The organism is Stenotrophomonas sp. STEN038 (assembly GCF_056759895.1).
In genome coordinates, this window is record NZ_JBRRDW010000003.1 from 119443 (window position 1) to 140596 (window position 21154).

Genomic DNA, 21154 nt, shown 5'->3' on the forward strand with positions numbered 1-21154 from the left:
GGCTTACGCCGCTCCCACAACCGCCGCAGCGTCTACAACGCTGTGTTGGCTACTTCAGCTGCGAGGGTGATGTGCCGTACTGGCGTTTGAATGCGGCGCTGAAGCTGCTGGTGTGCGCATAGCCGGCGATGGTGGCAGCTACATCCACGGGAACGCGCTGGCGTAGCAGTGCCTGGCGGGCGCGTTCCAGCCGTAGCTCGCGCTGGTAGTTGGCGATGCTTTGGCCATGGCAATGCTGGAAGCCACGCTGGAGGTCCACTGCATTGGTGCCGAGCTGGCGTGCCATCTGCGCGATGCTCAGTGTGTCGGCCTCTCCACTTTGCAACCACTGGTGCAGGCGGGTGACGCAGCGCTGCAGGTGTGAGCCCAAAGGCCTTTCGCCACCCTCGCTGGCCAGTGTCTGCAGCACGTCCCCCGCCAGTTCCAGGGCAAAGCTTTCCTGCTGCAGGCGGCGCAGCAATGGCAGCGAACCGGCCTTGTTCTCCAGCAGCTGCGCTGCACGCTGCACCAACGGCGCCGGTGGCCGCCATGCATGGTTGTCGGCGTGGCCATGAAAAACGCGTGCCAATCGGGCGCTGCCACGGGAATCGGCCTGCAGCTGCCGCTGCAACCAGTCACCGCTGAGATGCAGGCTGACCTTGCCTTCCTGTCGCCCGGCCTGCCAATGGCGCTGGAAGCTGTCTTCCTCACGCAGGTGGACCAACATCGTCGGCATTCGCCGATGGTTACCCTCCAGCCGCAAGCGATGCGTGCCGATGGCAACGTCGGCCTCGCCATCCACCAGGAACCCGGCGGTGATGCCGGGTGCCAGACGGTTGAGGCTGCAGCCGCCCACCATGTCGCGGCTGCGGCTCAGGTAGAGCGACACGCCATCGTCCAGCGCATGCACCTGCTGCCAGCCCGCCAGCACTGGCGTGGCGTCGGCCATGCCGGCGTCGAAATCAACCTGCCCGCCCAGCGCGTTTGCGGCGGTCATTAGTTCGGCGCAGGTGAAAACCTGCATGCAGGGCATCCCGGAATATGGTCCTGCCTAAATTTTCCTTCGCTGCGCCTAAACTTTCAATGGTATTGATAACTATTCTTATTTGAGGGGCCGCGTATGGACGGCCCTGCCCCGTATTCAGTGAAGGTCAGTGGCAATGGGTTTGACGATCAAGCAGGCGGCCGTGGTCCGCGCCGTCTTCCACGATGCGGTCAGCGCGGACGAGATCCGCCACTGGCTGCAGCGCGTGGAAGCCTTGATCGTGGCCGCCACGCCGTTCTACTTCATTGCCAGCACCGAGCCCGGCGCCAGCTTCAGTGACGATTACCGCGCCATCCAGGCGCTCTGGTACAAGCAGCACAAGCCCGCCTTCCGCGTTTACTGCAAGGGCCTGGTGCGCATCGCCAGCAGCGCCGCCGAGCAGCAGCGGCTGGATACACCGGCCCTGCATGCGGCCTGGGGCGTGCCCTACTACGTCACCACTGACGACGCCGACGGCATGCGCTGGGTCGGCCAACAGCTGGAGCATGCCGATGCGTACTGAGCACGGCGCGGCCTCGCGTTTCGGCCTGGGCGTCATCGTGGTGCTGTACATGGCCCACGCGCTGCCGCTGTATTTCTACAACGTGGCGGTACCAGCCATCCTGCGCAGCCAGGGCGTGGACCTGCGCTGGATCGGCATGTTGTCGCTGCTGTATCTGCCGTGGGCCTTCAAATTCCTGTGGGCACCGCTGGTGGACCGCTGGCATCTGCCAGCCCTGGGCGGTCGCCGCAGCTGGTTGTGGCTGACCCAGTTGTTGTTGCTGGTCGGCATCCTGGTGTTGGCCTTCACTGGTCTGGACCATGGCCTGACTGTGTTCGTGCTGGTCGGCATGTGGATCTCCACCATCGCCGCCACCCAGGACATCGCCATCGATGGCTATACGGTGGAAGCCTTGGCACCGGCCGAGCACCGCCTCGGCAGCATGGCGCAGAGCGTGGGCGTGGCGCTGGGCAGCATGGTCGGCGGCGCAGGCGTGCTGTGGCTGTACGAAACGCGCGGCTGGAACGTGGCCCTGCTGAGTCTGGCGGCGATGAGTGCCCTGACCCTGTTCGCCGTGCAGCAGATCAACGAGGTGCCACGGCCGGCGGCCAGCCAGCGGCCGAGCGTGCTGCGTGCGCTGCGCCGGCCCGAGCTGCGCTGGGCGCTGCTGCTGATCGTCCTGTATCGCATGGTGGAAGCACCGGCGATGGCGATGGTCAATCCGCTGCTGGTCGACCAGAAGTGGAGCCTGACCGAGATCGGCCTGCTGATCTCGGTGGGCGGTGCCGGCGTTGGCATGTTGGCTGCGGTGGGCGCGGCCTGGCTGCTCAAGCAGCGCAGCGCCGAACAACTGCTGATGCACGCCGGTTGGTGGCGCACGCTGCTGTATGTGCTGCTGGCCGCCTTGCTGTACAGCGGAGTGCTTGCCTCATCGCAGTTTTGGCTTGGCGCGCTGGTGATCGCCCTGCTCGCCCTGCGCTATGTCGCCATGACCAGCCTGTATGCCTTGTTCATGCGGATCAGCTCGCGCGAGCAGGCCGGCACCGACTTCACATTGCTGGTGTGCTTCGAACTGCTGATCTATTTCATCGGTGGTGCCTTGTCCGGCTTCCTCGCCAAGGGCCTGGGTTACCCCGCTTATTACGTGGCGCTGGCGATCGTCTCCGCGCTTGGGTTGCTGTTGTGCCGGCCGCTGCTGCGCCGCTTCGCGCCCTCTCCTTCTTCTCCCTGATACGTTCCGAGGACACCATGCGGCATACCGCAGCAACGCTTCCGCTCGCCCTGCTGAGCCTGGCCATCAGTGGCCAGCTGGCAGCACAGGCCAACACCACCAGCGGCACCCGCCAGCTGGATGCCGTCAGCGTCACCGCCGTGCGCGGTGCACGCAGCGTGGCCGAGATCGCCGGCACCGTGTACGCCATCGAGCGTGAGCAGATCGTCCAGCAGACCGCTGCCGGCCGCAGCACCGCCGACATCCTCGGCCAGCTGGTGCCGTCGCTGGCACCGGCCAGTGGCACCACCAGCAACTACGGCATGACCATGCGTGGTCGCAGTGTGCAGGTGATGATCGATGGCGTGCCGCTGACCGGTGCACGCGATGGCTCACGCCAGCTCAACAGCATCTCGCCGACGATGATCGAGCGCATCGAGGTGATCTCCGGTGCCACCGCGCTGTACGGCGCCGGTGCCAGCGGCGGCATCATCAACATCATCACCCTGCAGCCGGGCGACGCGCCGGTGCAGCTGGCCAGCCAGCTCGGCCTGCGCACGCCCTCCGATGTATCCAGCGACAACCTGGCCTGGAACGCCGCGCAGACCATGACCGTGCGCGGTGACAGCTTCAGCGGTGCCTTTGGTATCGCCTATGGCCGCCAGGGCGCATCGCTGGATGCGCATGGCCGCCGCATCGGCCCGGAGATCGCCCAGACCGACCGCCAGGACACCGAGACCAAGGAACTCAACGCGCGCCTGGAGTGGGTACTTACCCCGGCCCAGCAGCTCAGCCTCGGCGTGCGTTGGTATGACGACCAGCAGGACAGCGACTACGGCCCCGACTACGGCCCGCGCCTGGCGGTGCTGTTCAACCCCGCCTACCAGCCCAGCCACAACGCCGTCGATGGCCTGCAGTTGAACGCACAGCCGCGTACCCGCCACCAAGGCGTCAATGCGCAGTACCGCAACCGCGATGTACTCGGCGGCCAGGAGCTGAGCGTGGAAGCCTATTACCGTAATGAGCAGGGCCGCTGGTTCCCGTCGGTATCGACGCTGGTGCACCCGGCGCTGCCCGGTGGCTATGCCTATGTGGCCATGCAGTCCAATACCGACATCGACGTCTGGGGCCTGCGCAGCGCCCTGCACAAGGGTTTCGATATCGGCGGGCGCAGCCTGCAGCTGTCCTACGGCGTGGACCATGAGCGCGAAGAGGACAGCCAACGCGGGCAGATGTACGACATCAACCGTTTCATCGCCAGCAATGGCTTGAACTATGTGCCGACCGCGCAATACGCGATGGGCCCGGATGTGCGTGTGGACACCACCGGTCTGTTCCTGCAGGCCGACCATGCACTGAGCGAACGCTTCAGCGTGCAGGCCGGTGTGCGTCACCAGATCCTGCGCAACAACGTGGACGATTCGCTGCCCTACACCGAGGCGATCACTGCCGACGCGGTGGTCGGCTATCAGCCGCAGCTGCTGGCCGGTGGCCGCGTGCGGCATTCGCAGACGCTGTTCAATGCCGGCGTGGTCTACAAGTTCAGCGATGCGCAGCAGTTGTTCGCCAACTTCTCGCAGGGTTTCAGCCTGCCCGATACGCAGCGCATGCTGCGTGACGTGCCAGCCAACTTCGTCATCGACAGCCGCAACATCGGCCCGATCAAGGTCGACAACTACGAGCTGGGCTGGCGCTTGAACAACACGCAGCTACAGAGCGCAGTGACCGCGTTCTACAACCGCTCGGACAAGACCGTGCAGTTCAACCGCAACTACAGCGTGTCGGTAGCCGATACCGATGAGCGCGTCTACGGCGTGGAAGCCAACCTGCGCTATACGCCTACCGCGCAACTGGAGCTGGGTGCGAGCGTGGCCAGCACCCACGGCCAGTACCGTGATGCGGCCGGCCAGTGGCGCGAGCTCAACGCGTTCCGCGTATCGCCGTTGAAGGCAGGCGTGCATGGTCAGTGGCGCTTTGCCAACGATAGTCTGCTGCGCCTGCAGGGCCAGGCCGTCGGTGGCACTGATGATGCGTGGCGTGACGCGCAGCTGGCATCGGTCAGCCCGACCATCCGCGCGACACCGGCGGCGAAGATCAGCGGCTATGCGGTGTTCGATCTGATTGGGGAGCTGCCGCTGGCTGGTGGGCGTTTCAGTGTTGGGGTCTATAACCTGGCTGATCGCGACTACAAGACCGTGTATGGCCAGCAGGCGGAAGCGACCTACGGCAAGATTTCCAGCGTGCCGGCGCAGGGGCGTACGTTTGGGGTTGGGTATCGGGTGGAGTACTGAGGCCTCAACGTATTCGGAATGCTAGAGGCGCAAGAAGCCCCTCTCCCGCCTGCGGGAGAGGGGTTGGGGTGAGGGGAAGCTTCTAGCGAGCAGACCCAACGCTTTAAAAGCTTCCCCTCATCCGTCCCTTCGGGGCACCTCGCTCCGCGCCCCGGCCCCGCGTAGCACGCGGGGCGTACGAACCGTCACGAGCCTTTGGCTCGTAAGCGCCTGTTCTTAACCCCGCTCGCGGGAGAAGGGATAGCTAGCGGCGCTGGTGGTTCGTTACCGCTTGGCCGCCAAAATCCGCGTCAACAGATCCGCCGTCCCTGCAATCCTCCGCAGGTGCGGATACCGCAGCCCTTCGCGGTAATCGATACGCACGGTACGGAAGCTATCCGCCTGGCGCACGATCAACTCGATCGGCGCCCCACTCTGCTTTCCGTCCGTCAGCGCCTGCTTGATCCGGCCACCGCTGTAGGCCAAACCGTTCACCGCAATAATCGTCACATCCTTGGCCAAGCCCGCCTTGAATGCAGGGCTGTCCCAACCAACCGCCTGCAACACACCATCGCTGCCAACCTTCAAACCCAGCGAATACTGCAGATCGGTAGCGCCATCGGCCTCACCATCGGCAACCACAAGATTCGGCTGGTCGTCGAAGTACAGCTCCCAGCCCGCAGCGCTCAAACCATCCGGCGCCTTGCCATCACGCGCATCCAATCGGCTGCCGATGAAGGCATCCCAGTTGCCGGCCTGCACCGCTTCCAGGCCCTGCATCACGTCAGCGCGATCGTACAGGCGAATCTCACCCTGCTTTCCGCCCTGGTGGAAGCGCTTGGCGAAATCATCCAGCGTGACCTTGCCCTTCGACAGGCTGCGCAGGCGTGCATCCACGCCCAGCCATAGCAGGGTGCTCTCGTTATAGAACTCGAACGCACGCTGCCAGTCGGCCCATGCCTGCGGCTTGGAATTGAAGTCGAGGATGCCCTGGTGCACGGTGTCGTGCAGGTCGCGCCATTGCCGGCCCGGCTGTGTTGTGTAGTTGGCCTGCAGCTGTGCCAGCATCGCCATCGCGTAGTCCGGCTTCCACAGCCCGGAGCGCGCTGCCAGTACCACTGCCCAGTACTGGGTCTGGCCTTCGTACATCCACAACTCGTCGTTGTGCATCGGCGCGTTGTAATGCGGCACCCAGGTCGGGCGCGGGCGCCAGGCCTTACCTACCCACGCGTGTGCGTATTCGTGCGGCAGCAGATCATTGTCGAGGAAGGGTCGCTCGCCACGCAGGTAACCGTCGTGCATGCCGTTTTCGCTGCTCTGCGCGTGCTCAAGGCCGATGCCGCTGAACACGTCCGATACCGCCAGCAGGAAGTTGTAGCGGGTGTAAGGGCGTGAACCGAACACCGCATCGGCCTCGCGCACCAACGCGCGGTGCGCGTCCAGCACCTTGGCATCGGCCTGCAGGCCCTGCGGGTTCTCGCCGACCACGTCCAGCCACACCGGTTGCTTGGATGCTTCGTCCAGCGCGAAGCGCTTGAAGTACTGGCCGGCAAATACCGGTGAATCGATCAAGGTCATCAGCGACACCGGTGCGTACTGCTCATTGCCGCCGCTGCGCTGTGCAACATCCAATGCCGTGCCGCTCTGCCAGCCGTCGGGCAGGCGCAGGCTGGGTTTGACCTGGATGCCGCGTGCGTCATAGCCAGCCGGGTACAGCAGCACGCGATGCCACTGCAGATCGAGCATGTTCGGTGTCATCGCGACCCGGCCCTGATCGCTGGCGGTCGGTGACAGGTACTGGAACTCGATATCGAGCGTGCTGACGCCCTCGGGCACCTGCAGCTTGAACGCGTACATATCGCCGGAGTCGCGCGTCCACTGCAGCACCTGACCATTGCCACGGATGACCAGTCCGGCCATCTGGTTGATCGGGCCGGTCGGCGCGTGATTGCCGGGGATCCACTGCGGGTACCACAGGGTCAGCGCACCTGCCGCTACAGGAATGCGCTGGTGCACGCGCTGGATACGGCGCTGGATGTCGCTGGCATCCACCTCCAGCTCGATCACGCCCGGGTAGCTTGCCTGCACCTGCACCGCCGCTGCCCGCGCATCCAACGGCTGCGCCTGTACGCATGCCAGCGGTGCAAGCCCCAGCACCATCGCCACCAACCACTTACGTCCGTGCATCACGCCCCGCCCCTTGCCTGAAGTCTTCGCATCCTAGCCCGGCCGGCTTCAGCTGCGCATCCGTCGCCATACCAGGCAGCGATTGTTGGCCGGCATCGCCACGTCCTCATGCAAGGCCAACTGCTGCGCGCGTGCCAGGACATCGACCGCCTCGAAATCGCGGATGCCCGAGCGCGGGTCCCGCGCCTTCAGCCAGCCGTCGAAGTTGCGGTTGCTGTCGCTGGTGAAGGCACCGTTGTAGTTGAACGGGCCATAGGCGACCAACAACCCTTCTGGCGCCATCAGCGACGGCAACCCGGCGAACAGCGCCTGCACCTCCTCCCAGCCCATGATGTGCAGGGTGTTGGCAGTGAATACGGCATCGAAGCCGGCCACGCCGTCATGCACCGGCAGCGGCGGCAAGGGCTGCAGGCCTTCGCCAATCACTGCCTGCAGTTCCAGCGGCGCAGGCGTGTTCGGCAGCGCCGCCTCGTCCAGCCATTGGCGTATCCCGGGCAGGTAGTCGCAGTGATCGCTGGCCTGCCAACGCAGCCATGGCATCGCAGCGGCAAAGTGCACGGCATGCTGGCCGGTGCCGCTGCCGATCTCCAGGACAGTGCGGGCCTGGCCCAGATGCTGCTGCAGCACCTGCAGGATGGGTGCGCTGTTGCGCTCGCAGGATTCGGAGTACGGCTTGCTGGTCATCGCGGGCGGCCTGGGGGAATGCAGCGCAGATTGTGCCGCAGTGCCTGTTTAGCGCCATGCATGACCATGGTCACTTGTGCCTGCACCCCCGCGCCATCGAGATTCAAGGGTCTTGTGCGATGCATTGCATCGCTGGCTCTGGAGTTCCGCCCATCATGCAACGCCGCCAGTTTCTTTCGCTCTCCGGCCTCGGCCTCGCCGGCTTCATGCTGCCCAATGCACAGCTGATTGCCGCCGAAGAATTATTGGCCCCGGCCGATGTGGCCAAGAAGAAGCTGCTGGCCGACACCGTGCTGGCGTTGGCCAAGCAGGGCGGCGCCAGTTACTGCGACGTGCGCATCGGTCGCTACCTCAACCAGGCCATCGTCACCCGCGAAGACAAGGTGCAGAACGTCACCAACAGCGAGTCGGCCGGCGTCGGCATCCGCGTGATCGTCAATGGTGCCTGGGGCTTTGCCGCCAGCAACCAGTCCACCACGCAGGGCGTGGCCAACGCGGTGGCGCAGGCGATTGCCATTGCCAGGGCCAACGCGAAGATCCAGACCAGGCCGGTGCAGCTGGCACCCACGCCGGGCGTGGGTGAGGTGCAGTGGAAGACGCCGATCCGCCAGAACGCGATGGCGGTGCCGGTCAAGGACAAGGTGGAGCTGCTGCTGTCGATCAATGCGGCGGCAATCAATGCCGGTGCCAACTTCATCAACTCGCAGCTGTTCCTGGTCAACGAGCAGAAGTACTTCGCCTCCAGCGATGGTTCGTGGATCGACCAGGACGTGCACCGCATCTGGCTGCCGTTCACCGCCACCGCCATCGACAAGGCCAGCGGCAAGTTCCGCACCCGTGCCGGACTGTCCGCACCTGCGGGCATGGGCTGGGAATTCCTCGAGGGCAATGCCGCCGACAAACACCAGCTGCCGGGTGGCGTGGTGGCCTACGGTCATTCCTATGACCCGGTGGAAGATGCCATCGCCGCCGCCAAACAGGCGCGCGCCAAGCTCACCGCGCCATCGGTGAAGCCGGGCAAATACGACCTGGTACTGGACCCGTCCAACCTGTTCCTGACCATCCACGAGAACGTCGGCCATCCGCTGGAGCTGGACCGTGTGCTCGGCTACGAGGCCAACTACGCCGGTACAAGCTTCGCCACGCTGGACAAGCGCGAGGCCGGTTTCCGCTGGGGCAGCGACATCGTCAACTTCACCGCCGACAAGACCGTGCCCTACAGCCTGGGTGCGGTGGGCTATGACGATGAGGGCGTAAAGACCAGGCAGTGGGATCTGGTCAAGGACGGCATCCTGGTCAACTACCAGGCCACCCGCGATGAGGTGCATATCCTTGGCGAGAACGCCTCGCACGGTTGCAGCTACGCCGACTCGTGGAAGAGCGTGCAGTTCCAGCGCATGGCCAATGTGTCGCTGGCACCGGGCAAGACGCCGCTGACCCCGGCACAGATGGTCAAGAACGTGGAGAACGGCATCTACATCCACGGCCGTGGCTCGTACTCAATCGACCAGCAGCGCTACAACGCGCAGTTCGGTGGGCAGCTCTGCTACCAGATCAAGAACGGCGAGATTGCCGGCATGGTCGAGGATGCGGCCTACCAGATCCGCACGCCTGAGTTCTGGAATGCCTGCAGCGCGATCTGCGATGAACGCGATTTCCGCATGGGCGGTTCGTTCTTTGACGGCAAGGGCCAGCCGGGGCAGGTTTCTGCGGTGTCGCATGGTTCGGCCACCACGCGCTTTGATGGGGTGAACATCATCAATACGGCGCGGTCGTTGGGGTAAGGCTTGAAGCAGGGGCAGAAGCAGGGGCTTGCCCTCACCCCAACCCCTCTCCCGCCTCGCGGGAGAGGGGCTTTCAAAGCAACCGCTACCGCTACCGCCAAAGCCAAAGCGAGAGCCAGAGCACACCCCTCCCCAGCCCTCGCCTTCGCTGCGCGAAAGGGAGGGAGCGGTCCGTGCAATCGCGGAACTGCTGACGATCTTGGCTTGTGCCCCCTCCCTTCCGCACAGCGAAGGCAAGGGTTGGGGTGGGGTTGCCTTTAGCAGGAAGCCTCAAAAAAATTGGCTCTTCCATGCCTAAAGTCACTACCGCTGCAAACACCTGCCCGCAAGAATCGAACAGTTCGCAGAACACCGCGAAGCCACCGTCGTTTGTTGCCGTAGCGCCCGCCTTGCGGGCCTTGCCCCGTGGAGAGCAGCCTTGCAGAGACGTGACTTCCTAGCCCTGACCGGGCTTACCGCTGGCGGCCTGATGGTGCCGTCCTTCTTCGGCAAGGCCATCGCCGCCGAACAACTGTTGACCGCACTCGATCCAGCCTTGAAAAAGCGCCTGGCCGATGACGCACTCAATGCCGCACGTGCCGCAGGCGCCACTTACTGCGATGTCCGCATCGGCCGCTACCTGCGTCAGTTCGTGATCACCCGCGAGGACAAGGTCCAGAACGTGGTGAATACCGAGTCCACCGGTACCGGCATCCGCGTCATCGTCAATGGGGCCTGGGGCTTTGCCGCCACCAATGACCTGAGCCCGGCAGGCGTGGTCAAGGCCGCGCAGCAGGCCGCCGCCATTGCCAAGGCCAATGCCAAGGTGCAGACCGCGCCGGTGCAGTTCGCCAAGGCACCGGGTTACGGCGAGGTCAGCTGGCGCACGCCGATCAAGAAGAACGCGATGGAAGTGCCGATCAAGGACAAGGCCGATCTGCTGCTGGGCGTGAACGCCGCAGCCATCGGTGCCGGTGCCAGCTTCGTCAATTCGATGCTGTTCCTGGTCAACGAGCAGAAGTACTTCGCTTCCACCGACGGCTCCTACATCGACCAGGACGTGCACCGCATCTGGGCACCGATGACGGTCACCGCCATCGACAAGGCCAGCGGCAAGTTCCGCACCCGTGCCGGCCTGTCCTCGCCGATGGGCCTGGGCTACGAATACCTGGATGGCGACGCCTCCGGCAAGACCGTACTGCCCAACGGCGTCACCGTCTACGGCCAGTCCTATGACATGCGCGAAGACGCCATCGCCGCCGCCAAGCAGACGCAGGAAAAGCTCAAGGCACCGTCGGTCAAGCCCGGCAAGTACGATCTGGTCCTGGATCCGTCGCACACCTGGCTGACCATCCACGAGGCCGTGGGCCATCCGCTGGAACTGGACCGCGTGCTCGGCTACGAAGCCAACTATGCCGGCACCAGCTTCGCCACCTTGGACAAGCGCGAGCAGCGCTTCCAGTACGGCAGCGACAAGGTCAACCTCTTCGCCGACAAAACCCAGCCCGGCTCACTGGGCGCGGTCGCCTACGACGACGAAGGCGTGAAGACCAAGCGCTGGCCGCTGATCAGCGACGGCAAGCTGGTCGACTACCAGACCATCCGTGACCAGGCGCATATCCTCGGCAAGACCGAGTCCGATGGCTGCTGCTACGCCGACTCCTGGTCCAGCGTGCAGTTCCAGCGCATGGCCAATGTGTCGTTGGCGCCGGGCAAGACCCCGCTGTCGGTGGCCGACATGATCAAGAACGTCGAGAACGGCATCTACATCATCGGCGATGGTTCGTTCTCCATCGACCAGCAACGCTACAACGCGCAGTTCGGCGGTCAGCTGTTCTATGAAATCAAGAACGGCCAGATCACCCGCATGCTCGAGGACGTGGCCTACCAGATCCGCACCCCGGAATTCTGGAACGCCTGCAGCGCCATCGCCGACGAACGCGACTACCGCCTGGGCGGTTCGTTCTTCGACGGCAAGGGCCAGCCGGGTCAGGTCTCGGCCGTGTCGCACGGCTCGTCCACCGCCCGTTTCGACGGCATCAACGTCATCAATACCGCGCGCAGCCTCGGCTGATCGTCAAGGAGCTTCTGAACCATGATCATCTTCACCGAACAGGAAGCCAAGGCCATCCTGGACAAGGTCATCGCGCTGTCCAAGGCCGATGAATGCACTGCCACGCTGGCCGGCTCGGTCGACGGCAACATCCGTTTCGCGCTGAACAACGTCTCCACCAGCGGCATCGTCAGCAACGCCGAACTCGCCGTGCAGGTTGCCTTTGGCAAGCGCGTCGGCACCGCCTCGATCAATGAGTTCGACGACGCCTCGCTGGAGCGCGTGGTCCGTCGCGCCGAAGATCTGGCCAAGCTGGCACCGGAGAACCCGGAGTTCATGCCGGCCATCGGCAAGCAGCAATACCGCTCGACCCCGACCTTCAGCGAATCGACCGCGGCAATCACCCCGGAGTTCCGCGCCCAGGTGGCCGCTGACTCCATCACCCCCTGCCGCGGCCATGGCCTGATCGCTGCCGGCTTCCTGGAAGACGGCAACGGTTTCGTCGCCATCGCCAACAGCAATGGCAACTTCGGCTACCAGAAGACCACCAACTTCAACTACACCTGCACCGTGCGCACCGAAGACGGTCGCGGCTCGGGCTGGGTGGGCCGCAACCTCGCCAATGCTGCCGACTTCAAGGCAGACCAGGACATCGAGATCGCCAAGCGCAAGGCCACCGAATCGGCCGAAGCCAAGGCACTGGAGCCGGGCAAGTACACGGTGATCCTGGAGCCGGCAGCCGCTGCTGGCCTGATCAGCTTCATGATGAATTTCTTCAGCGCACGCTCGGCAGATGAAGGCCGCAGCTTCCTGTCCAAGAAGGGCGGCGGCAACAAGCTGGGTGAGCAGGTCTACGACAGCAAGGTCAATCTGTTCGCCGATCCGTGGCATCCGGACGCAGCGGTGCTGCCGTGGGATGGCGAAGGCCTGCCGCGCGAACGTATCGCCATCATCGAGGACGGCAAGGTCGCCAACCTGGATTACTCGCGCTTCTGGGCACAGAAGCAGGGCAAGACCGCCAAGGCCAGCGCCGGCAACCTGCTGATGGGCGGCGGCACCAAGTCGATTGCCGAACTGGTGCGTGGCACCGAGAAGGGCATCCTGGTCACCCGCACCTGGTACATCCGCATGGTCGACCCGCAGACCGTGCTGCTGACCGGTCTGACCCGTGACGGCACGTTCTACATCGAGAACGGCCAGATCAAGCACCCGGTGAAGAACTTCCGCTTCAACGAATCGCCGGTGATCATGCTCAACAACATCGATGAACTGGGCAAGCCGGTGCGTGTGGCTGGTGATGAATCCAGCTTCGTGATGATGATCCCGCCGATGAAGCTGCGTGACTTCACGTTCACGTCGTTGTCGGATGCGGTGTAAGGGCTTTTAGCTCTGGCTTTTAGCTTTGGCTTTTAGCTCTGGCTTTGGCTTTTGGCTTTTGGCTTTGGCAGTTGCAGTTGCTCCATCCCTTCTCCCGCCTGCGGGAGAAGGTGCCCCGAAGGGGCGGATGAGGGGAAGCTCTTGCTCCACGTGCTTTAGGAGCGCCCTCACCCCAACCCCTCTCCCGCACGCGGGAGAGGGGCTTTCAGCACCCTGAGATTTTCGCCCTTGTCCCCACCCCGTCTGACGCGAGCGCAATTCCTTCACCTGCTGCTGGGCGGCGTGGTGGCGGCTGCCTTGCCGGGTATCGCGCGGGCACAGGCCAGCCGCTACGACTTCTGGTTCACCCGCCTGCGCTACGACTCCGGTGACTGGGACGTGGATGCGCGCATGCCGTCCAACCTGATCACCTCGCTGGTCGATTACACCACCCTGCGCGTGGACCCCAAGGAACACGTCATCGCGCTGTCTGACCCGAAGATGCTGGCCGCACCGTTCTGCTACCTGGCCGGGCACAAGCTGGTCGAGTTCAATCCGGAAGAGCGCCGCAACTTCGAGCGTTACGTACGCAACGGCGGCTTCGTCTTCGTCGATGACTGCAACCATGACATCGACGGTCTGTTCGCCACCTCCTTCGAAGCTCAGATGCGCAGCATCTTCGGCGCCAACGCAATGAAGAAACTGCCCAACACCCACGCCATCTACAACAGCTTCTTCAAGTTCCCCGAGGGCCCACCGGCCACCGGTTTCGAACTCAACGGCTGGGGTGATGACCTGGTCCACGACTACCTCAAGGGCATCGAAATCGATGGCCGGCTGGGCGTGCTCTACAGCAACAAGGACTACGGTTGCGAATGGGACTACGACTGGCGCAACAAACGCTTCCTGGCCGAAGACAACACCAAATTCGGCGTGAACATCGTGATGTACGCACTGACGCATTGACCCCACAGGTGACCGCATGACCGCCCCCGATCTGGACTCTCTGCTGCCGCGCTTGAACGAGCTGCGCAGCGCGCTCGCACAGGCCGTGGTCGGCCAGCATGAGGTTGTCGAACAACTGCTGATCGGCCTGCTGGCCGGCGGCCACTGCCTGCTCGAAGGCGCGCCCGGCCTCGGCAAGACCTTGCTGGTGCGCTCGCTCGGCCAAGCACTGGAGCTGCAGTTCCGGCGCGTGCAGTTCACCCCCGATCTGATGCCCAGCGACATCCTCGGCACCGAGCTGCTGGAAGAAGACCATGGCACCGGCAAGCGCGCGTTCCGCTTCCAGCAAGGGCCGATCTTCACCAACCTGCTGCTGGCCGACGAACTCAACCGCACCCCGCCCAAGACCCAGGCCGCGTTGCTGGAGGCGATGCAGGAACGCACCGTCAGCTACGCCGGCACCACCTACGCCCTGCCCTCGCCGTTCTTCGTGCTGGCCACGCAGAACCCGATCGAGCAGGCCGGCACCTATCCGCTGCCGGAAGCCCAGCTGGACCGCTTCCTGCTGCATGTGCGCGTCGACTACCCGAGCGAAACCGAAGAACGCGACATCCTCGCCCAGACCACCGGCAGCCACAGCGGCGCCGTGCCCAAGGTGATGGACGCCGAAGCAGTAAAGGCACTGCAGGCCGCCGTGCGTGAAGTGCATATCAGCCCCGACCTGCTCAGCTGGATCACCCGTCTGGTCCGTGCCAGCCGCCCCGGCGACGGCGCGCCTGCCGAAGTGAACAACTGGATCAAATGGGGCGCCGGCCCGCGCGCCGGTCAGTCACTGGTGCTCGCCGCCAAGGCACGCGCCCTGCTGCAGGGCCGCTTCGCCGCCACCCGCGAGGATGTGCAGGCGTTGGCGGCACCGGTGATGCGTCATCGCTTGCTGCTGTCGTTCGCTGCCGAGGCCGAGCACAAGAGTGCCGATGACGTGATCGCCGCCCTGCTGCGCGCGGTGCCGTTCCCGGCCTGATCGACAAGACGTTCCACATGGCCGCTCCCACGCCACCGCTGATTCCCGCCGACGTGCGCAGTCGCCTGCGCAGCCTGCGGCTGTGGCCGCAGCGGGCCAGCGGCAGCCGTGGCATCGGCGCGCATGCCAGCCGCAGCCGCGGTGCCGGCTTGGAGTTCGCGCAGTACCGCGCCTACGAACCTGGCGATGAGCTGCGCCAGATCGACTGGAAGCTATATGCACGCTCGGATCGCTTCTTCGTGCGCGAGTCCGAACGCGAAAGCCCGATCACCGTCTGGCTGCTGCTCGATGCCAGCGCCTCGATGGCACAGGCTGATCAGGCACGACCCGACTGGCAGCGCCTGGACGCGGCAAAGGCACTGGTCGCCTGCCTTGCCGAGCTGGCGATGCAGCAAGGCGATGCCTTCGGCTTGATCGCACTTGGCGGCGATGGCGTGCAGTTGCTGCCGGCCGGCAACGGTCTGCGCCAGCGCGATCGCCTGCATCTGCAATTGCATGCGCTGCAGCCCAAGGGGCAATGGCCACCGCAGCAGCGGCTATCACCGCTGTGGGAACGCATTGCCAGCAACGACCTGGTGGTGATGATCGGCGACGGCTTTGATGCAGCGGGCATCGAACTGGCCGAGCGCCTGGCCAAGGCCGGTCGCGACGTCATACATCTGCAGTTGTTGACGGTGGAGGAGCGCGACTTTCCGTTCCGCGATGGCCATCGTTTCCGTGACCCGGAAACCGGCGACGAGCTGCTCAGCGATGGCGCAACGGTCCGCGGTGAATACCTCGCCCGCTTCAAGGAAGCACAGCGCGTGCTGGATGCACGGCTGCAGGCCGCCGGTATCCGCCATGACACCGCCTATCTCGATGAAGCCATCGATGCACCGTTGCAGCGCCTGTTCGGGCGCCGTGCCGGGAGCGGTGCATGAGCCTGCTATGGCTGTTCCCAACCGGTTTCCTTGCATTGGCAGGCCTATTGCTGCCGCTGCTGATCCACCTCGCCCGCCGCAGCGAACAACGCATCATCGATTTCGCCGCGCTGCGCTGGCTGTCGGCCAAGCCGCGCCCGCGTCGCCGCATCCGCTTCGACGAATGGCCGCTGCTGGTGCTGCGTCTGCTGCTGCTCGCCTTGCTGGCGGTACTGTTGGCACGGCCGGCACTGACGGGGGTGCCTGATACACAGCCGCGCATCGCCGTAGTGCCCGGGGTTGACCTTGCCGCCGCCCAACGCAGCGTTGGCAATGCCGACGCGCAGTGGCTATGGCTGGCGGCTGGCTTCCCGTCCATCGACAACACAGAAGTACCGCAAGGCCCACAGCCACTGTCCAGCCTGCTGCGCGAGCTGGACGCCAGCCTGCCGGTCGACGCCCCGCTCACCGTGGTTGTCCCGTCGGCGCTTGATGGTTTGGACGCGCAACGTCCGCAGCTGTCACGCGCGGTACGGTGGCAGGTGCTGGAGCAGACCAGCGCGACGGAAACGCCGACGACCATCGCGCCGCCGCAGCTGCAGATCCGTCACGACGAAGCTGGCAAGCAAGGCGTGCGCTATCTCGATGCGGTTGCCAACGCATGGCGCACAGCCAAGCCGCAGGCGAGCGACGACACTGCCGCGTTCAACGATGACGACAAGCTGCATGTCTGGCTGTCGGCCAAGCCGCTGCCCGCCGATACCAGTGCATGGCTGCAGCGCGGTGGCCGCCTGCTGGTGGATGCACGTACACCGGTACCCACCGATGCGCAGCGCACCCCGCTATGGCGCGACGCCAACGGTGTGCTGGTAATCGAGCAGATTGGTACGGCGCACGGCCAATGGTTGCGCTGGGCGGCGCCGCTGCAGCCGGCAAGCCTGCCGGTGCTGCTTGATGCCGAATTCCCCGCCGGGCTGCGCTCGGTACTGCAGGCTGCACCCACGCCGCGACGCGCCCTGGCAGCGACGATGCAGCCGCAAACCGGCACTACGCCGTATCCACAGCCTGCAACCGAGCTGAGCCATTGGCTGCTGTTGGCAATCGCCTTGTTGTTCCTGCTTGAGCGCTGGCTGGCCAGCGCGCCGCGTCGACGGGGCCAGGCATGAACGCGCCTGCGCTGCTGCGCGCTGCACGGCGACGCACGCTGCTGATCGGCTTGTCCGCCGGACTGCCGCTGGCCCTGGCGGTCAGCGTGCTGGCAACGCGCATCTTCGGCTTCGATGCCGGTTACATCACCGTGACGGCGGCCTTGCTGGTTGCTGCGGGCATCGCGGTTTGGCGAGCGCGACGCCTGGATGCGCGCTGGCTGGTCGCGCGTCTGAACGATCATCCGCGCTTCGAGGACAGCGCCGACCTGCTGTTCGCCACCGCCCCCACGCTCAACCCGCTACAGCAACGCCAGCGCCGCCATATCGAGCAGCGCCTGCAGAGCAATCCGCCGGACCTGCGTCCTCGCTGGCCCTGGCAGCGACTGCTGTTGTGTCTGTTGGCTGCCGCGCTGATCGCAGGTGCTGCGCTGCTGTGGCCGCGCGCTACAGCCAACGCTCCGGTCACCGCTGGTGGAAGCGCTACCGAAACTGCCGCGACGGACAGCACCCCTGCATTGCGCGGCAGCTGGCTGCAGATCACGCCCCCTGCCTACAGCGGCCAGGCAGCAAGCTCCGGCGACAAGCTCGATGCACGCGCCCTGCAAGGCAGCCACCTGCAGTGGCGCCTGCAGTTCGCACCACAACCGCAGCAAGCGTGGCTACAGTTCCACGACGGACGCCGGGTAGCATTGCAGCGCGATGGCGATTACTGGCGCGGTAGCGAGGTGTTGCAGCGTGCAGGCCTGTACCGCATCCAGACCGAACCGGCGATGGCAGCTGCTGGACGCGCCTATCGCCTCGATGTGGTGGTGGACCGCCCGCCACAGGTCAAGGTCATCGAGCCAGCGCAGACACTCAACCAGGCAGCGCCGCGTCAGCGCATGTGGCAGCTGCGCTTTGAAGCCAGTGACGACTTCGGCGTCAACAGCGCCGCGACGCTGGATATCACCACGGCAAAAGGCAGCGGCGAGAACATCAGCTTCCAGCAACGCCAACTGACGCTGAGTGGCAGCGGCCCGGCGACGGCGCGACGCTTTGCCTACAGCGCTGACTTGGCTGCACTAGGCCTTGAGCCGGGTGACGAAGTAGTCGCGCGGCTGACCGTGCGTGACAACCGCAACCCGCAACCGCAGGAAGCACGCAGCGCCAGCCTGATCCTGCGCCTGCCCAGCGAACAGCAGGTGCAGGCCAGCGACCTGGAGGGCGCAATCAAGAAGGTGATGCCGGCCTACTTCCGCAGCCAGCGGCAGATCATCATCGACGCCGAAGCCCTGCTCAAGCAGCGCGGCAGTCTGGATGCGGACACCTTCATCAAGCGTTCCGATGGCATCGGTGTGGACCAGCGCATCCTGCGCCTGCGCTACGGCCAGTTCCTCGGCGAAGAAGCCGAGGGTGGTGCGAAGGCACCGCCGACCGGCGACCTGCCGACCAGCGATGCAGCCGGCGCCGAAGGACATGCGGATCACGCCGATCATGCGGAAGAGGATGGACACGGCCACGACCACGGCGGTGCAGCTGAAAACACACCGGTATTCGGCAGTGCCACCGACGTGCTGTCCGAGTACGGCCACACCCACGACCATGCCGAAGCAGCGACCCTGCTCGACCCGCAGACCCGCGCCATCCTCAAGTCCGCGCTCGACCAGATGTGGCAGTCCGAAGGCCACCTGCGCCAGGGCCATCCGGACCAGGCGCTGCCATACGCCTACAAAGCCCTGGCCTTCATCAAACAGGTACAGCAGGCCGAGCGTATCTACCTGGCGCGCGTGGGCAGTGAACTGCCACCCATCGACATGGCCCGCCGCATGACCGGCAAGCGCGATGGGCTTGGCAATCGCGCAGTGCAACTGGCGGCGCGTCCAGCGGGTGATGACGTCGTCGCCAATGCGTGGCATGCCTTGGCTTCCAGCGACGGCAACGTGGATCTGGATGCGTTGTCGCGTTGGCTGGACGCACACCCCAACGCCGCGCCCGATCCGCTGGACGTCGTCGCGGCGATAGACGCGCTGCGCCAGCAGCCCGATTGCCACACCTGCCGCAGCGAACTGCGTGCGCAACTGTGGCCGGCCCTGCGTCGCGCCGACGGCCCTCCCGCGCGCCGCAACGCAGCGGACGCCGCCGGTCGCCGCTACCTTGAAGCACTCTCGGCGCCACAGGAGCCAGCACGATGACGCCCTGGCTCCCGCTCGTCCTGATCACACTGGCCGTCGTGCTGGGCAGCCTGCGCTTCGCGCTGTCGCCACGGCCGCGCACACCGCGTCTCGCCGCCTTGTTGTTGCTGCAGCTTGCTGCCGCTGTGTTGCTGTACTTCACCCTGTATCCACCATCACGCTCCGGTCGCGCGGGGACGCTGGTGGTTGCCACGGCAGGCGCAAGCACGGCGGAGGTTGCGGCTGTACCGGCAGCAACCTATGTGCGCCTGCCGGAAGCAGCGGCACTGACATCTGCGACGGCAGTGCCGGATCTTGCAACCGCACTGCGCCAGCACCCAGGTACACGCGAGCTGGTGATTGTCGGCCAGGGCCTGCCAGCACGTGATCGTGAGATCGCGCTGCCGCCGCTGCGTTTCCTGCCCGGCCCTGCACCACGGGGGCTGGTGGAGTTGCAGGCGCCGCCGTTGCTCGCGCCGGGTGCGGCCTTCACCGTGCACAGCCGCGTGCAAGGCATGCCTGAAGTGCGCGTGGAACTGCTGGACCCTGCCGCTCATCGTGTCGATATCAGCGCTGTTGACGCAGCAGGCCGGGCGAGCTTGCGTGCCAGCGCGCGCGAACCCGGCGATGTGGTTTTCACGCTGCGCGTGTTGGATGCCGGCGGCAAGGTGCTGGACCAACTTCCGGTGCCCGTGCGTGTACGCGCAGGCACAGCTCCCAGCATCCGCGTTCTCGCCGGTGCCCCTGGCCCTGAACTGAAGTATCTGCAACGTTGGGGCAACGATATCGGCGCGAAGCTGCAGACCAGCATGTTGATCGGCGGCGGCCTGCAGATGGGCGATGCGCCAGCTTCACTCGATGCTGCCAGTCTCACCCGCTTGGACCTGCTGCTGCTTGATGAGCGCCGTCTTGCGGCCTTGTCATCCGCACAGCGTGCGGCGATCACCGAGGCGATACGCGGCGGACTGGGTGTACTGGTTCGTACCAGCGGTGCCCTCGACGGCAGCGCTCGCCGCGCGTTGCGCGAATGGGGCCTGGAGACACGCGGCGGTGACCAGACCAAGCCGGTCACGCTAGGCAGCCTCACCGATACCGAACAGAACAGGACCACGCTCGCGGTCGAACGCTTCAACCTTGAATTCAGCAGCGTTGATGTAGTGCCCTTGTTGCGCGCCGCGGACGGCAGCGCGATAGGTGGCTGGCGCGCACTTGGCCTGGGCAGGGTTGGCGTGCTGCCGATCACTGACAGCTATGCGCTGGTGCTCTCGGGCCATGCCGACATGCACGCTGAACTGTGGAACGCCGCCTTGGCAAGCGTGGCCCGGTCGCTTCCGGATTCGCCCACGCTGCCATTGCCCGCCTGGGCCTGGAGTGGCGAACGCATCAGTCTTTGCGGACTGACCGCTCCGGCGCAGATGGTCGCCGAGGACGGCAGCCGTACCGAACTACTGCCCGACCCTTCCGCTGGCAACTGCGCTGCGGCATGGCCACAGACGGCCGGATGGCACCGCGTTGAAGCAGGCGAACAGCAGCAGAGCATGCTGCTGTTGGTTCCGGAGAAAGCAGTCGCATTGCATGCGCAACAGATGCGCGATGCGACGTTTGCATTGAGCGGCGGTGCTGTGCGTACAGCTCCACTGCCGATACCGGGGCCGCGTTGGCCCTGGCTGCTGGGGTTTGTGCTTATCGCCTCCTTGCTTTGGTGGCTGGAGCGCAGGCGAATGGGTGGACCGGCAACACAAGACTGAAGTGATTGATGGCTTGAAAAGAACAACATCAACTGCGCCCCCTTCCGCCCTTCGGGCACCCCCGCCTTCGCGGGGGCAGGCCCTTTGATCCCCCGCATGCGGGGGAAGGAAAGTCAGCAGCAGATAGTGCGTCGGGGCGCATGATCTGCCCCCTCCCTTTGCCGTAGGCAAGGGGAGGGTTGGGGAGGGGTGCCCTTCGCATCGGGTTGCGGTCA

15 protein-coding genes are annotated in these 21154 nt (G+C 65.2%); 12 read left to right on the plus strand and 3 right to left on the minus strand.

The features are described 5' to 3' along the window. Window positions 1-49: 49 nt before the first annotated feature. Entirely contained in the window at window positions 50-1003 is a 954-nt protein-coding gene (locus ACVOLS_RS02185) for a helix-turn-helix domain-containing protein (RefSeq protein ID WP_481544278.1), read from the minus strand. Between the two features lie 136 nt (window positions 1004-1139). Between ACVOLS_RS02185 and ACVOLS_RS02190 the strand changes: the two genes are divergently transcribed. The 3 genes from ACVOLS_RS02190 to ACVOLS_RS02200 are packed head-to-tail and all read left to right on the plus strand — an operon-like array spanning window position 1140 to window position 5006. Then, window positions 1140-1526 carry a hypothetical protein gene (locus ACVOLS_RS02190; RefSeq protein ID WP_481544279.1) on the plus strand — a complete coding sequence of 129 codons (387 nt, stop codon included), beginning with the start codon at window positions 1140-1142 and terminating at the stop codon, window positions 1524-1526. Further along, the gene (locus tag ACVOLS_RS02195; RefSeq protein ID WP_481544280.1) at window positions 1516-2736 is read left to right on the plus strand and encodes an MFS transporter; all 1221 of its coding nucleotides are present in this window, start codon (window positions 1516-1518) and stop codon (window positions 2734-2736) included. The genes ACVOLS_RS02190 and ACVOLS_RS02195 overlap by 11 nt, the downstream gene beginning before the upstream one ends. A 17-nt stretch (window positions 2737-2753) precedes the next feature. Next, a complete protein-coding gene (locus ACVOLS_RS02200) occupies window positions 2754-5006 on the plus strand; it encodes a TonB-dependent receptor (protein WP_481544281.1) in 2253 nt (750 codons plus the stop codon). Window positions 5007-5270: 264 nt separating this feature from the next. Here the strand turns inward: ACVOLS_RS02200 and ACVOLS_RS02205 are convergent, their stop codons facing one another. Together ACVOLS_RS02205 and ACVOLS_RS02210 are read right to left on the minus strand one after the other, a co-directional pair. After that, window positions 5271-7172 carry a M61 family metallopeptidase gene (locus ACVOLS_RS02205; protein WP_481544282.1) on the minus strand — a complete coding sequence of 634 codons (1902 nt, stop codon included), beginning with the start codon at window positions 7170-7172 and terminating at the stop codon, window positions 5271-5273. Window positions 7173-7220: 48 nt separating this feature from the next. Continuing rightward, complete coding sequence (locus ACVOLS_RS02210; protein WP_481544317.1) at window positions 7221-7880, minus strand: DUF938 domain-containing protein; 660 nt, start codon at window positions 7878-7880, stop codon at window positions 7221-7223. A gap of 131 nt (window positions 7881-8011) precedes the next feature. On the opposite strand from ACVOLS_RS02210, the gene ACVOLS_RS02215 reads away from it, so the two are divergent. From ACVOLS_RS02215 to ACVOLS_RS02255, 9 genes are all read left to right on the plus strand, one after another. Further along, window positions 8012-9640: a TldD/PmbA family protein gene (locus ACVOLS_RS02215; RefSeq protein WP_481544283.1), complete on the plus strand. Its 1629-nt coding sequence runs from the start codon at window positions 8012-8014 to the stop codon at window positions 9638-9640. 418 nt (window positions 9641-10058) lie between these two features. After that, window positions 10059-11693: a TldD/PmbA family protein gene (locus ACVOLS_RS02220; RefSeq protein ID WP_481544284.1), complete on the plus strand. Its 1635-nt coding sequence runs from the start codon at window positions 10059-10061 to the stop codon at window positions 11691-11693. Window positions 11694-11714: 21 nt separating this feature from the next. Further along, window positions 11715-13049, plus strand: coding sequence for a TldD/PmbA family protein (locus ACVOLS_RS02225; protein WP_481544285.1), 1335 nt, complete (start codon window positions 11715-11717; stop codon window positions 13047-13049). A gap of 243 nt (window positions 13050-13292) precedes the next feature. Beyond that, a complete protein-coding gene (locus ACVOLS_RS02230; RefSeq protein WP_481544318.1) occupies window positions 13293-13994 on the plus strand; it encodes a DUF4159 domain-containing protein in 702 nt (233 codons plus the stop codon). 16 nt (window positions 13995-14010) lie between these two features. Then, entirely contained in the window at window positions 14011-14994 is a 984-nt protein-coding gene (locus tag ACVOLS_RS02235; protein ID WP_481544286.1) for an AAA family ATPase, read from the plus strand. 17 nt (window positions 14995-15011) lie between these two features. After that, window positions 15012-15914 (plus strand): DUF58 domain-containing protein, encoded by a 903-nt coding sequence (locus tag ACVOLS_RS02240; protein ID WP_481544287.1) that lies wholly within the window; start codon window positions 15012-15014, stop codon window positions 15912-15914. Continuing rightward, window positions 15911-17059, plus strand: coding sequence for a BatA domain-containing protein (locus ACVOLS_RS02245; protein WP_481544288.1), 1149 nt, complete (start codon window positions 15911-15913; stop codon window positions 17057-17059). Before ACVOLS_RS02240 ends, ACVOLS_RS02245 begins: the two co-directional genes overlap by 4 nt. Next, window positions 17056-19212 (plus strand): hypothetical protein, encoded by a 2157-nt coding sequence (locus ACVOLS_RS02250; protein WP_481544289.1) that lies wholly within the window; start codon window positions 17056-17058, stop codon window positions 19210-19212. The genes ACVOLS_RS02245 and ACVOLS_RS02250 overlap by 4 nt, the downstream gene beginning before the upstream one ends. Continuing rightward, entirely contained in the window at window positions 19209-20939 is a 1731-nt protein-coding gene (locus ACVOLS_RS02255) for a carboxypeptidase regulatory-like domain-containing protein (RefSeq protein ID WP_481544290.1), read from the plus strand. The genes ACVOLS_RS02250 and ACVOLS_RS02255 overlap by 4 nt, the downstream gene beginning before the upstream one ends. Window positions 20940-21154 lie beyond the last annotated feature (215 nt).

Excerpts from the sequence above, each read along its gene's own strand:
- ACVOLS_RS02245 (WP_481544288.1), top strand. The coding sequence starts at position 15,911 with ATGAGCCTGCTATGGCTGTTCCCAACCGGTTTCCTTGCATTGGCAGGC.
- ACVOLS_RS02200 (WP_481544281.1), top strand. The coding sequence starts at position 2,754 with ATGCGGCATACCGCAGCAACGCTTCCGCTCGCCCTGCTGAGCCTGGCC.
- ACVOLS_RS02190 (WP_481544279.1), top strand. The coding sequence starts at position 1,140 with ATGGGTTTGACGATCAAGCAGGCGGCCGTGGTCCGCGCCGTCTTCCAC.
- ACVOLS_RS02185 (WP_481544278.1), bottom strand. The coding sequence starts at position 1,003 with ATGCAGGTTTTCACCTGCGCCGAACTAATGACCGCCGCAAACGCGCTG.
- ACVOLS_RS02240 (WP_481544287.1), top strand. The coding sequence starts at position 15,012 with ATGGCCGCTCCCACGCCACCGCTGATTCCCGCCGACGTGCGCAGTCGC.
- ACVOLS_RS02205 (WP_481544282.1), bottom strand. The coding sequence starts at position 7,172 with ATGCACGGACGTAAGTGGTTGGTGGCGATGGTGCTGGGGCTTGCACCG.
- ACVOLS_RS02250 (WP_481544289.1), top strand. The coding sequence starts at position 17,056 with ATGAACGCGCCTGCGCTGCTGCGCGCTGCACGGCGACGCACGCTGCTG.
- ACVOLS_RS02195 (WP_481544280.1), top strand. The coding sequence starts at position 1,516 with ATGCGTACTGAGCACGGCGCGGCCTCGCGTTTCGGCCTGGGCGTCATC.
- ACVOLS_RS02255 (WP_481544290.1), top strand. The coding sequence starts at position 19,209 with ATGACGCCCTGGCTCCCGCTCGTCCTGATCACACTGGCCGTCGTGCTG.
- ACVOLS_RS02235 (WP_481544286.1), top strand. The coding sequence starts at position 14,011 with ATGACCGCCCCCGATCTGGACTCTCTGCTGCCGCGCTTGAACGAGCTG.
- ACVOLS_RS02225 (WP_481544285.1), top strand. The coding sequence starts at position 11,715 with ATGATCATCTTCACCGAACAGGAAGCCAAGGCCATCCTGGACAAGGTC.
- ACVOLS_RS02215 (WP_481544283.1), top strand. The coding sequence starts at position 8,012 with ATGCAACGCCGCCAGTTTCTTTCGCTCTCCGGCCTCGGCCTCGCCGGC.